7 protein-coding genes and 1 pseudogene are annotated in these 12,968 nt (G+C 67.5%); 7 read left to right on the top strand and 1 reads right to left on the bottom strand.

The genetic code is table 11. From position 1 onward, the window contains the following. The coding region (locus tag D2L64_RS25895) for a site-specific integrase (protein ID WP_407663193.1) at positions 1-740 on the bottom strand (740 nt) is incomplete at its 3' end. A 416-nt stretch (positions 741-1,156) separates the two neighbouring features. Here D2L64_RS25895 and D2L64_RS25890 point away from each other — a divergent pair. The 7 genes and pseudogenes from D2L64_RS25890 to D2L64_RS25855 all read left to right on the top strand — a co-directional run. Then, positions 1,157-2,474 (top strand): annotated as a pseudogene (locus D2L64_RS25890) (putative bifunctional diguanylate cyclase/phosphodiesterase); the annotation flags it as partial. 666 nt (positions 2,475-3,140) lie between these two features. Beyond that, positions 3,141-4,253: a hypothetical protein gene (locus D2L64_RS25885; protein WP_119579814.1), complete on the top strand. Its 1,113-nt coding sequence runs from the start codon at positions 3,141-3,143 to the stop codon at positions 4,251-4,253. Positions 4,254-4,264: 11 nt separating this feature from the next. After that, entirely contained in the window at positions 4,265-5,143 is an 879-nt protein-coding gene (locus tag D2L64_RS25880; RefSeq protein WP_147376318.1) for a hypothetical protein, read from the top strand. 386 nt (positions 5,144-5,529) lie between these two features. Next, entirely contained in the window at positions 5,530-6,294 is a 765-nt protein-coding gene (locus D2L64_RS25870) for an SMODS-associated NUDIX domain-containing protein (RefSeq protein ID WP_119579812.1), read from the top strand. A 31-nt stretch (positions 6,295-6,325) separates the two neighbouring features. Then, positions 6,326-10,543: an AAA family ATPase gene (locus D2L64_RS25865; protein WP_158603552.1), complete on the top strand. Its 4,218-nt coding sequence runs from the start codon at positions 6,326-6,328 to the stop codon at positions 10,541-10,543. Between the two features lie 555 nt (positions 10,544-11,098). Next, positions 11,099-11,638: a helix-turn-helix transcriptional regulator gene (locus D2L64_RS25860; RefSeq protein WP_147376317.1), complete on the top strand. Its 540-nt coding sequence runs from the start codon at positions 11,099-11,101 to the stop codon at positions 11,636-11,638. A gap of 240 nt (positions 11,639-11,878) precedes the next feature. Then, positions 11,879-12,964 (top strand): IS4 family transposase, encoded by a 1,086-nt coding sequence (locus tag D2L64_RS25855; protein WP_233559150.1) that lies wholly within the window; start codon positions 11,879-11,881, stop codon positions 12,962-12,964. Positions 12,965-12,968: the final 4 nt, after the last annotated feature.

Here is a 12,968-nt window from a genome sequence, read left to right as displayed (position 1 = left end):
AGGCGACGGCTCGCCGCGGACTTCGGTGGGCCTTCGTGCACGTCGTACCCGGCCGTGGTTCGCTGCCGGACCACCGACAGCTGTCCCTCGTGCAGGTCGACGTCGGCCCATCGGAGTCCTGCGGCCTCGCCGCGTCGCAGTCCGCGTAGCGCGATCAGCCACCACAGGGCGTAGAGGGTGTCGTCGCGGACGTAGTCGAGGAAGCTGGCGAGCTGCGCGGCTGTCCACACCGCGATCACGGGGCGTTCGCCGGTGGCCTTCCACTCGGCGACGCGTGCCTCGGTCCACACCAGGGGCTGGAGGCGTTCCCGCGGGGGTAGTTCCATGCCCCGGGCCGGGTTGTCGGTGATCAGGCGGTCGCGCTGCGCGCGGCTGAGAGCGGCCCGCAGGGTGGCGTGGATGTGCTGCAACGTGCAGACAGTTTGCGGCTGGCCGGTCCGGTTGCGGGTGGCGGCGATCTGCGTGAAAGCGGTATCGAGTTGCCGTGCGTCCAGTTCACCGAGAATCAAATGTCCGATGTGGGGAATCAGGAAGCTCTCGATGTCGCGCGTGTAGTGCATCTTCGTTGTGGGTCGGATCCGTTTCCGGGTCGACAGCCAATACCGTAGCCATCGGGCGACGGTCCACGACTGGCCGGCCTGTTCCTCTCGTGAGAGCGCCAGCAGTTCGTCGCAGGCCCGCCGGGCCGCCTCCTCTGATCGGTAGCCGCCGCGCCGGATGCGCTCGACCTTGCCCAACACGTTCCTCGTCGAGCACTGGAAGTACCAGCTCCCGTGATCGGGTTCCGGTAGCTTCGGACACGCATTGCCCAGCGGGCGGCTGGTTCCGGGGCGGAGGCAACCACACCGTTTCACGGTCACACCGTTGCTGTTCATGGCTTTTTTCCTTTCGGTCCGGTGTCACACCTACTGACGAACGAACAGCCCGATGAGCATCTGATTCCGGCCGATGTTGCAGGGTCGTGACGAATAGATTCGGTATTGGAAACGGCCATGCCAGAAAAGCGCTGAAGTCCCGGGACTGAGTGAGTGTTTGAGAAGGGTCTATGCGGCCGGCTGGCGGTAGGTGCGGCGTTGTTGGCGGGTGGCGGGTGCGCCTCGGGCGAGGCGGCGGCTCATGGTGTTGATCGCGGCCCAGCGGATCATCGCTTCAACCGGCGGCGCCGTTGAGCAAGGGCGACGTGGCGTTGCACCAGCTCGGTCACGACCATCCGGTGGCGCTGCTGCTGCTCGACATCGACCACTTCAAAGAGGTCAACGACACCCTCGGGCACGCGGCCGGCGACGAACTGCTCCAGGTGACGGCCGACCGGCTGGACGCCCTGGTCCGCCCCGGCGAACTGCTGGGCCGGCTCGGCGGCGACGAGTTCGCACTGCCGATCCCCACCCCGGCGGTACTCACCGAACCGTCCACCGACCGGCCGACGATGCCGAACGTGCTGCGCTGGGCCCGGGAGATCGTCGAGCTGCTCGCCACCCCGATCGAGGTGGCCGGGGTGCGGATGTCGGTCGAGGTCTCCGTCGGGGTGGTGGTCGCCGGGGCCGGCACGGCCGACATGACCGAGCTGCTGCGCCGGGCCGACATCGCGATATACCAGGCGAAGCAGGGCGGCGGCAGCGTGGCGTCGTACGACAGCGCCCGGGACGCGGCCAGCACCGACAAGCTCGCCCTGCTCGCCGAGCTGCGCGAGGCGCCCGACATCGACGACCAACTCGTACTGGCGCTTGCAACCGTTGTCGACTTCACCACAGTAGAGCCGATTGGGGTGGAGGCGCTGATCCGCTGGCGGCACCCGAGGCGGGGCCGGCTCACCCCGGCGGACTTCGTCCGGACCATCGAGGGCAGCCAACTACTCGGCGCCTTCACCCGGTACGTGGTGGACAAGGCGCTCGGGGTCGCCGCCGACTGGGCCCGGCACGGTCTCGACGTACCGATCTCGATCAACCTGTCGGCGCGCAGCCTGCTCGACCCGAGACTGCCGGCCGAGGTGGCCGAGTCGCTGCGCCGGCACCAGGTACCGGCACACCGGCTCGTCCTGGAGATCACCGAGACCGTGGTGATAAGCGAGCTGGAGGTGATCGACGAGGTGCTTGCCGCGCTGCGCCAGATGGGCGTACAACTCGCCGTCGACGACTTCGGCACCGGCTTCTCGTCGTTGACCTTCCTGACCCGGATCTCGGTCGACGAACTCAAGGTCGAAAGGTCGTTCGTGATGAAGATGGCGGAGTCGCCGGAGGCGGCGCAATCGTTCATACCACTGTGGATCTCGGCCTGAGCTGGGGCTGCGGGTGGTGGCCGAGGGGGTGGAGACCGCCGACCAGCGGGCCGCGCTCGCCGAGCTGGGCTGCACGGCCGCCCAGGGCTACCACCTCTTCCGGCCGATGCCGTCGGACAAGATCGTCGCGGCGCTCCGGTCACTGCTGGACTCCGCGCAGGCCCGGATCCTGCCGCTGCGCGCCGACGGCGCCTCCTAGCACAGATGCCGCAATGCCCCGATCAGCGTCAACGCTGGCGCGTCGCACTGGAGGAGAGTCGTTGTCCCCTGCGCCGATCCGTCTGCCGGAAGCCCTTGCCACCTCGAACGACGAGTACGCGCTCAAACTCCTCGCCGAGTACTACGGCCGCCCTTACGCAGCGCCGTTCACCCGCGCCTCTGACGGATCTGCACTGCCCACACATGCGCAGACGTGCCTGCCTTGACGTGAACGCCCCTGCGGTGGGTGGCCGGGCATCGCGCTTACTGCTCGGCCAGTTCCGGCCGCCAAGCATCCGCAGTACCTCCATCAGGGCGTCCTGCTAGCCGTAGGCAGACCACAGATTGGTCACCGCATCGTGCGCGGTACGCGCGTCGCTGGGATCACGTGCGGTAGCAGCGTGCAGGTTCGGATGGCCTCGGCCCCAACCATCGACGTCGTACTCGGAGCAAGACATTACGATAAGTATGTACTCACTCACCAACCGTCGCTGCCCCGAGCGGCTCCGCTCTGGTGATGCCGACGGCATGATCGGAGGAGTAGTACCAAGTTTCCTGAAGGCGCCAACTTTCCTGCAGGGGGAAAACGTCGTCTGCTCATCGAGAGTTTCCTGACTGGCCGGCTTTCCTGCTGCGGGAAAGTCGGCCAGTGTGGGAAAATGTTGCCATGTTGGAGTACAGCGAGAGCGCGTTGATCCAACGGGCTCGTATGCAGCTGGTGGAGCTACTGCCAGAGCACTTCGAGCTCACGGACGCGGTGCTCGATAATCGTGGCCCAATCGAGGCGCCTGACGCCGTGTGGCAGCTGAGCGAGCGGAACTCTGGCTACGGACTGATCTTGGTTGAGGGGAAGCGGTCGGTCGCGCCGCGGGACGTGGCCCGACTGCGCGAGCGTCTGTCTGATCCCGTGCTGAGGCTGATGCGAAACCCCACGGTGTTGGTGGTCGCTCCGTGGCTGAGCCCACGGACTCGTGCGCTGTTGGAGGGGAGCAGCTTCTCCTATCTCGATCTGACCGGAAACGTCCGGTTCCGTATCGATCGGCCAGCCGTCTACCTCCGCTTGCATGGGGCCGATCGTGACCCGAACCCGCAGCGGTCGCGGTCGCAGGTGCGGTTGCTGGGTCCGAAGGCGCGCCGGCTGGTGCGGTTGTTGGTCGAGACGGTCCCGCCGTACCGGTTGACGGAGTTGTCCGACACCGGCGGTCTGACGGCGGGGTACGTGTCGAAGCTGTTGGAGTCGCTTGAGGAGCAGGCGCTGGTGGAGCGGGATCGGCGCGGGCTGGTAAAGCATGTGGACTGGCCGGGGCTGCTGCTGGCCGCTGCGAATCGGTACGACCTGCTACGCAACAATGCGGCCAGTACATTCATCGCGCCGCAGGGTGCCTCGGCGCTGTACGCGCAGATGCGCAACGACGAGGCCGGGCTGGACGCGGTTGTCACGGGATCGTTCGCCGCGTCAGAAATTGCCAAGGTGGCGGCGCCGACGCAGCTGGTGCTCTACGTGCGTGACGCGCAGGAGATGCGCCAGTACGGGCGGCTGCTGCCGACCGACCGAGGGGCTGATGTCGTGCTGCTGCATCCGGAGGACGCTGCGCAGATGGCGTGGGCGCGGATCGTTGATGGGCTACCGCACGTCGGGTTGAGTCAGTTGGTCCTCGATCTGCTGGGCGGGAACGGTCGGCTGCCAGAGGAGGGCCAGGCGGTGTTGGACTGGATGCGCGCCCATGAGAATGAGTGGCGCCAGCGAAGTCTGCGGGGGATGGGGGCGCTCGACCGGTAGGGTCGATCCCCATGACTTTGCTGGCTACCGCACCGTTGTACGTGGCTGCACGACGGGTGTTGCTCGATGCTTTGGAGGCGTTGGCCGAGCATCGCTCGGCGGTGATTCTGGCTGGCGCACAGGCAATTTACGTGCGCACCGGTGCGGCGGACCTGGACGCCAGCGTCGCGCCTTACACCAAGGATGCCGATCTGGCTCTCGACCCGCGTGTGCTGGGGCCGGATCCGCAGCTTGAGCAGGCGATGCAGGCGGCAGGGTTCTACCTCGGGCAGGAGCCCGGTATCTGGACGGCCTCGACGATGGTCGATGGGCAACAGGTGGAGGTGCCGGTCGACCTGCTCGTGCCGGCCACGATGGTCCTCGGCAATAGGTCGGCTAGGTTGCCGGACCACGGCGATCGTGCGGCCCGACGTACACCGGGTTTGGAGGCCGCGGTCGCCGACCAGAGCGACGTGTTGATCTGCAGTCTGGAGCCCGAGGTGGACGCCCGACAGCTGATGGTGCCGGTGGCGGGTACTGCGGCGTTGCTGGTGGCGAAGGCTCACAAGCTGCACGACCGGATCCAGTTCTATAAGCCAGAGCGGCCGGATCGGCTCCAGCCGAAGGACGCCGGTGACGTACTGCGGCTGATGCAAGCAGAACCCGCCGATCAGGTGGGCCGGCGGCTGGCTGAGCTGGCTGAGGACGAGACAGCCGGGATGAGCGTGCGCGAAGGGATGCAGCGGCTGCAGGAGCTGTTCGGCCGTCGCCGTGCCACGGGCGTCGACCTGGCTGTGCAGGCTCTGCAAGCGGCCCTGCCCGAGGTTACGGTACGAACGCTGTCGACGGCGTACCTGGCGGTGCTGACCGACAGCTATACGGCAGGCCGTTCGATGGTCGAGCCGGCTTGAGTTGTTGCAGAGACTGGAAGGACGGGCAGCTTCCTGGGACCACGTCGAGGGACCAGGTCGAGCTGGTCGCCCGGGTGTAGTGCATCCGGGTCGTCGGCCGGATCCGGCTCCTGGTCGACAACCAGTACCGCAACCACCGGGCAACCGTCCAAGACCGGCCCGCCTGCTCCTCCCGGGACAGCGCCAGCAACGCGTCACGCGCCCGACGTGCCGCCGCCTCCGACGGGTAGCCACCCCGACACACCCGCTCCACCTTCCCGAGCAGATCCCGGCCGGGGGGTGTGGCTGAGCGAGCTCGAATGGGCAAGTGGGGGAGGTTGACGGGAGCCGGTATCACCCGCAGCATCAAGGTCGCATCACTGTGTAGTCGCGAGCGGGAGGGCCTCATGCTCATCAACATCGTGGCCGGTTTGATCACGGCCGCCTTGCTCGCGGCCGGCGGCTTGGTCCTGCGCCACCGCAAGCACCTCGGACTGCTGCGGACCACTCTGACGTCCGGGCGGCTGCGCGTGTCGGTTGCGGCGCTGCTGCGCATCAAGGACGACGACGGTTATGTCCTGATCCACCACCCGTTCCGGCCGGGGGTGTACGGGCCGCCGGGTGGCGTGATCAAGTACACCGACGAGGCGCGCGGAGCCCTGGACGCAGTAGGGTTTGTCGAGCAGCGCCCGGCCGGCCGCGAGCTGACGATGAGACGCGACTTGCGTGGATTTGTCCCAGCCCGGCATGGCATCGGATTCCTGCGCTGGTATGACCGCTGCGCCGGCCGCGAGTCCGGTCCCGAATGCCTGCGGCGGGAGCTGCGCGAGGAACTGTCCGAGGCCGGGCACCCGGAACTCGCGCCGCTGGCCGGCAAGCTTCGATTCGAGCTGATCAGATCGGTCGTCGACGGGCCGCGGCCCACGCCGGGCAAGCACCACCGCACGATGCGGTCCTTACAGGTGTACGACCCGATCCCCGACTCGCCCGAAGCAGTCGAGCTGCTGCGCCGCATGCTGGAGTTAGCGCGCGACGCGGCAGAGCCCGAGATCATTCTTGCCCGGTCCGCCGATATCGAGGAGGGTCGCCGCGAGCAGTTCCTGATCAGTCCGCAGTCGGCGTTCTTACTGGGCACGCGCCGGATCCATGAGGACCTGCCCGCCCTGCGCTGAGCGGCCGACAGCACGGAGGAGGCGGTACCGGATGGCGCCGACGGTCGACCCGCTCGCCGCGTTCCTGGGTACAGAGGTGGCGTTGGCCTTGCGGCGCTGGGCCAGGGCCGGTGGGGGCATCGTCGAGCTGCCGGACCACAAGTGGAGCGCGTCGGGTTTCACCGGTGCCGTGGTGACCGCAATTCTCTTCAAGGTTCGGCAACCCGGCGGTGGCTGGCTCTCGCGTAAGCAAATCATCAAGGTGATTCCGGCAGGCAAGGAGTGGGAGACGGGCCTGCACGAGCTGGCCTGGGAGCAGAACACCGAGTTTGCCGAGCACTATCTGGTTCGTCAGTTGGGCCGGCCCTGTGAGGTGGGCGACGGGCGCTACATCATGTTCCAGGACATTGCGGGCGACTTGTTGGACTATCGCCCGATCGACCAACTGTCTCCCGAGATGCAGGAGGCAGGTTGCGGGGCCGTGGCGCGGCTTGTCCTGACCGAGTGGAACGGCGACCGATGGCCGGACCGAGTGATGCTCGACCGGGACGCCGTCGACAACTATCTGCGCCACGAGCTGCGGGAGCCAATCGAGCGGATTGAGCGCTGGGCGGACGAGCACGGCCTGGTACGGCCTGGGGACGAGCATGTCGGCGTTGACCGGCTGCCCAATCCCGTCGCGATGGTCCGATCCGGCCTATCCGTGCGGCATGTCGTGATCCAGTACATGTACGGCCTGAGTCACGGCGACCTGCACCGCGGCAACATCCTCGTCCCTGATGCCTTGCCGCTGGAGACTAACCGGATCAGGGTCGTCGACCTGGCGGCCTTCGACCCGGCCGCTCCGCTGACCCGCGATCTTGTCGCGCTATGCCTCTCGGCCGCTGCGGCCGAGCTCGGCGTCACTCCTGAGGCGTCGGCGTCGGAGGAGTTGGTCCATCTGCTCTTGGCCGGCACTGGCGAACCCTCTGGACCGGAGAGGACGGGCAAGATCCTCAGGGCCGTCCTACGGGCGGCCGGACAACCCACGCCCTTTCGGGTCGAATGGCGGGCGCAGTATCTGCTTTCGTTGCTCGCCGGTGCCTTGGCGCACACCACCTACCGGAACCACAGCGATGCCGTGCAGCGCTGGTTCTTCCATGTCGCGACCAGGGCCGGGGCGGAGTTCCTACGGTTCGTGGAAGAAAGGGACATGGTCCCGGCAGAGCCGGAGACGGACGAGAAGCCGGAGCAGGTGATCGTGTCCCTGGTGTCGGCCGCGGCTGATCGGGCCGCCGCCTACGACCTACAGCACCGGCTGGGTGACGTCGCCAAAGTGAGGGCGCTGAACTGGACGATTCACGTCCTGCGGCACCGGGAGGAGGCCGGCGAGTCGCCCCGCCGCGGTCTGAGCCGCCCGGACGTTGTGGTGGTCCTGCTCTCCGAGCGCAGCACCATAGACCCCGGCTGCAAGCGCGAGATCAAGGCAGCCTTGACCGGCGCCATCGATCTGATCGGTTTCCGGACCGATGGGATCGAGGTGCCGCACGACGACCTGCGCGACGCACCGGTGCTGGACTGCGGAGACGAGGGCTTTGCCAATCTCGTTGGCCGGATCACCGAGATCTCGATGCAGGGACGGGTGGGCCGGATGCTGGAGGAGAAGCTGTCCCGGACTGAGGCGGAGGAGCAACGGGCGGACGGCGCGCAGCGGCGAAGGCTCGCGATTCACAACCGTGAGCAGCGGGTGCGGCTGGAGGACGAACTACGCCGCCGGAGGGCCGCGGGCCGCCGTCGTGACGTGGTCAGGCCCGCAGATCTCACCGAGGAGACCGTCTCGGACAGCCGCGTCCGGCTGGTCAACCAGGCGCCGTTTGTCCCGGCGGCCGAGTTCCACGATCGGGTGTCCGAGAAGCACCGGGTAGAGGAGGCAATAGCCGATGCCTCGACTCGGGTGGTCGTGGTCCACGGGGTCGCCGGCGTGGGCAAGACGGCGTTCGCGGCGGAGCTCCGGCGCCGGCTCGCCGCGAGGGAGGCGGAGGCGGAGGCGGATGCCGTCGTCTACCTCTCGGCCGACGGATACCGGTCCATCAATGTGGCCGTCGTGCTCGCCGACCTGGCCCGGGCACTCCCGGAGAGCTCGGGCCGGGCACGGCTCGAGGAGCGTCTGAACGACCCGGTCGAGTGGCGCGAGAAGCTGACCGATGTGCTGGCAGCACTTCGTAACACCCCGGTCGTCGTGATCCTCGACGCCGCGGAACATCTGCTCGACGACGGCGCCTTCCAAGACCGGGAGCTGGGCGCGCTGGTCATGGAGCTGGCCGGTCGCCCTGGGCACGCAACGACGCTGGTCCTGACGGTCGCGGGCGGGCGGCCGCAGCAGCTCCGCCGTGACCTACCAGCCAATGTTCGATTTGTCCCGATGAACCCACTGCCGTTCGACGACGCCATCGCCCTGCTGATCGCGCTTGACCGTGGGGCGGCGCTGGCCCTGTACCGGATGGAGCCGGGCGACCGGCAGCGTGCGTACATGCTGAGTCAGGGGAACCCGCGCATCCTCGAGTTGTTGGTTGGCGTGCTGCGGCAGGAGCCGGGCACACCGGTGCCCCGCCTTCTCGACGAACTGGAGCGGGTGCCTCTGCCGGATGTCGAGGCGACGCTGCTCGAGGCGACCTTCAGCAACCTCGACCGCACGCAGCAGCGGGTCGTGCAGGCGCTCGCGGTCTACGGGCGGCCGGTCCCACCGGAGGCAGTCGACTTTCTGCTGGCAGCCCTGGTGCCAGGTGTCGACAGCGCCCCGATCCTGCGGGGCCTGCACGAACGGCGCGTCGCCCACCACGACCACGGCCACTACTTCCTGCCGCCCGCAGAGAGCGACCGAGTCGTCCGGGGCTTGAAACGTGGCGATCTCGACGACCACCGCCGGGTGCCTCTGCCTTTCACCCGCTTTGCGATGTGGCATCACGCCGCGAGGTACTTCGAGGAAGGCCGGGTGGCCCGGGTTCGAAGTCTGCTCGATCTGCGGCCCGCGTTCAGCGAAATCGACCTTCGTATCCGGGCCTGGGACTGCCGTCGCGCATACGAGGTCATGAACACCATTGAGGACTACCACCTGCGCCGCTGGGGACAGAGCAACGCACTGCTTGAATGGCGGCGTGCGGTCAGGGGCCGAATTGGGGACGACACCGAGGAAGCGAACAACCGCCGCCGCATCGTCGCGGCGCTGCAACAGCAGGAACGCATCGAAGACGCCCTTGTCGAACTGGCGGAGGCCCGCCGGAAATGCTCCTGGTTCGGCGCGCCCAAGGCCCGGCTTATGCTCGACATCCAGCTGGCGACCGTCCGCTTCGAAGCCGGCGAGTTCAGCCACGCCGCGCGACTCTTTCGCCGGCAGGTTTGGCAATGCCGCATTTTGGGCAGAAGACGCGAGCTGGTGATCGTCCGCGCTGACCTGGCGCTCTGCCTGGCTCGGACTGGCCACCACGCGTCGGCGCTGCGCGCCTTCAGCACGGCGCTCGCGAACGCTCGCGCGCTGCTGGACACCGTGGAGCGCGACCGGATCCTCCCGTTGCTTCTCATTGACTATGCCTGGGCCCTCGGGCAGATCGGTGAGCCGCGATCGGCGTTGGCCCTGCTGCAGGAAGGTGCCGCCGTCGCGTCCGGAGCGGCTACCGAGGACGAGGTCGCCCTGGGGCTGTGCTTCAACGGCGAGGCTGCCGTTCACATCGACTCGGATGCGGCCAGCGAGGCCGTCGAGCCGGCCCGGCGTGCCGCCGAACTGGGAGTGCGTACCCGCGATCCGCGTCTGATCCGACAGGCCAACCTTAACCTGGGCTTGGCGTACCTGTGTCTCGGTGGCCGGGACGACGAGGCGCTCGTCGCCGCGGAGGTCAGCGCGAGGCTGGACAGCGGGGATCGTGCGGTTGGGGCGAACGGTCTGCTCGGGATAGCCGCGTTCCGCCAGCGGATGCGAGACCGGGCGCGGCTGGCGTTCCTCACCTCGCGGGACGGGGCCAGCGAGCGCATCGGCCGGGAACCCGGCGACTATCTCGCGTGGGAGGCCAAAGGACTGGCCTCCTTCGGCCTCGCCCTGATCGAGGAGTCACAGCGGCGCAGACGCCTCGCCGAGGCTGGGGAAGCCTTCGAGCGGGCTCGTCAGATCACCTCGGCGCGGGGTGCCGTTAATCGCAGCACCGCCCTGCTCGGTGCCTTCGGCGAGCGGGCCGATGACGATTTGGTCGCGGCGATGACAGCGGTGGCCCGGGGCTCCGCGTCACCCTTCTCTTACTAGATCTTGAACACCGACCGTACCGACACGTTGCTTTCGGTCCCGTCGGCCCAGCGGACCCGGAGGCGGCGCAGGCCAGCCCGGTTGACGTGCACGACCTCGCCCGTAGGCTCCTGACCTGGCCGGGGATGTCGTCGTCGGACCCAGTCACCGCGCCGCCATCCCTTCCGATTCGAGGGAGCATCGCCCGGGCCAATGGATCGATAATTTTCATTGACCACTGTCGTCACTCCTCGGTTGCAGACAAAGGCGCAAAGGTCGCCACGCGGAACTGATTGTCCGCCAGCGCAAATAGGATTTCCGGCACGGTCGGGAATAATGGCGACGCCAAGGTATGTACGCCTGAAGTTACCGTGCCGGCACTCTGCGCGTCTATGACATCTTTGATGGCAGTGAAGTGCCGTCCATGGCGGTATCCTGTCGTGGCCACGCCGGGTCGGCACTGCCTTCCGGCCTCCGCTCGCACTGGCGAATAACGGTAGGAGCAGCTTGTCGAGTCGTATTCGGATCGCCGTTTCCGATCCGCTTCCCATGTTCGGTCGGGGGATCGCTCAAGTAATGCGCGACACCGACCACGATGTCGAATTTCCCGCCGATCTATTCACCTGGAGTGGGTATGCAGGGCCGCATATCATTTTGCTGACCCTGCTCTGTCCGTCAGATTGGACGCTGCTCGCGAGGCTGCGGGACAGCCGGCCGCGAACCGCGGTAGTTGCTGTCATCGAGAACGGCGATGTGGACCGATGCGTGCGAGCGTTGACCTCCGGCGCCGTGGGCGTAATGGCGCGGGAGGCCGACGCCGGTACGGTGCGCAGCGTCCTGTCGGCAGCCGCCTCGGGCCGCAGCCTCCTTCCGGCCGACGTGGTCCGGGCTCTGACGTCACTCCCCCGGTCACCGCAAGCCGGGCATGTCCCTACGGAGATCGAGATCTCGTGGATACGCCTGCTCGCCCAGGGCTTCACGGTCGCGCGGCTAGCCGCGCACGCGGGTTACTCCGAGAGAATGATGTTTCGCGACCTGCGCGCCGTCTACGAACGATGGGGTGTCGCCAACCGCACCGAGGCAATCGTCCACGCACGCGGAAACGGTTGGATCTAAAGCTCAAGGCCGTGAAGTTAGGTGTACGGGTTGGTAGTCAACAGGCGGTCTGACCTGGTCTATGCCCGGTACATGAAGGAAGCGGAGCTCCGGTAGAAACGGGTTGTCCGACCAAAGACATCCGTCACCGAGGGAGCTCCGCTGTCCCTTCAGTCTGCCATCACCCGCCAGGTCACTGTCGCCGACGGGGTCTTCGCCCCTGGCCATCTCGGCGAGCTGACTCAGATCGTCCCGTTCGACATGGTCGATGCCGTCCTCGCCGAGCAGGGCGCCACCCAGCAACGGCTGCGTAAGCTACCCGCCCGGGTCGTGGTCTACCTGCTACTGGCCGCCGCCCTGTTCGAGGAATGCGGCTACCTCACGGTCTGGCGCAAACTCACCGGATCTCTCGACGGCCTGCCGATCCCGAAGATCACCGGCACCGGGCTGTGGCACGCCCGAGCACGCCTCGGCGTACGACCCTTGCGGGCCTTGTTCGACCTGCTCCGCGAACCCGCCGCAGCGATCCGCACCATCGGTGCCCGCTGGTGCGGCCTGCTGGTCGTCGCGATCGACGGGACCTGCCTGGACGTGCCCGACAACCCCGCCACCCGCACCCGGCTGGGCAAACGGTCCAACCAGTACACCCAGGCCAGCGGCTATCCCCAGATCTCGCTGGTCGCCCTGGTCGCCTGCGGCACCCGCGCGATCATCGATGCGGTCTTCGGACCGGGCAGCACCGGCGAAGCCACCTACGCCGCCCGGCTGACCCGGTCCCTGGACCCCGGCATGATCGTCCTGCTCGACCGGGGCCTGTCCAGCAACACCCTGCTCGAACAGGTCGCCGGGACCGGCGCGGCGTTGCTGGCCCGGTTGACCGCCGTCCGTAAACCACCGGTCCTGCGGCACCTGAGCGACGGCTCGTTCCTGTCCCGGATCGGCTGCCTCGACGTGCGCATCATCGAATGCGAAATCACCATCGCCACCACCACCGGCCGGCGCACCGGCGTCTACCGCCTCGCCACCACCCTGCTCGACCACCGCCGACACACCGCAGCCGCCCTGGTCACGCTCTACCACGAGCGATGGGAGATCGAATCAGCGTTCTTCGCGATCAAGAAAAGCATGCTCGGCCGCCGGGTCCTGCGCAGCAACCACCCCTCGGCCATCGACCAGGAAATCTACGCCCTACTCACCACCTACCAGGCCATCCGCATCGCGATCACCGACGCGGCCACCACGACCGGCACCGACCGGACCGGGCCAGTTTCAGCATCGCGCTACAAACCGCCCGCGACCAGGTCATCCAGGCCGCGAACATCATCGCCGACACCGTCATCGACCTGATCGG

The sequence above is a fragment of the Micromonospora radicis genome, assembly GCF_003583405.1.
GTDB lineage: Bacteria > Actinomycetota > Actinomycetes > Mycobacteriales > Micromonosporaceae > Micromonospora > Micromonospora radicis.
Note: the sequence above shows the minus strand (reverse complement) of the source record. Positions and strands in the feature narration are given on the sequence as shown.

What these genes read in the sequence shown, in the direction of transcription:
- D2L64_RS25885 (WP_119579814.1), top strand. Translation starts at nt 3,141, where the DNA reads ATGTTGGAGTACAGCGAGAGCGCGTTGATCCAACGGGCTCGTATGCAG.
- D2L64_RS25880 (WP_147376318.1), top strand. Translation starts at nt 4,265, where the DNA reads ATGACTTTGCTGGCTACCGCACCGTTGTACGTGGCTGCACGACGGGTG.
- D2L64_RS25870 (WP_119579812.1), top strand. Translation starts at nt 5,530, where the DNA reads ATGCTCATCAACATCGTGGCCGGTTTGATCACGGCCGCCTTGCTCGCG.
- D2L64_RS25865 (WP_158603552.1), top strand. Translation starts at nt 6,326, where the DNA reads ATGGCGCCGACGGTCGACCCGCTCGCCGCGTTCCTGGGTACAGAGGTG.
- D2L64_RS25860 (WP_147376317.1), top strand. Translation starts at nt 11,099, where the DNA reads ATGCGCGACACCGACCACGATGTCGAATTTCCCGCCGATCTATTCACC.
- D2L64_RS25855 (WP_233559150.1), top strand. Translation starts at nt 11,879, where the DNA reads ATGGTCGATGCCGTCCTCGCCGAGCAGGGCGCCACCCAGCAACGGCTG.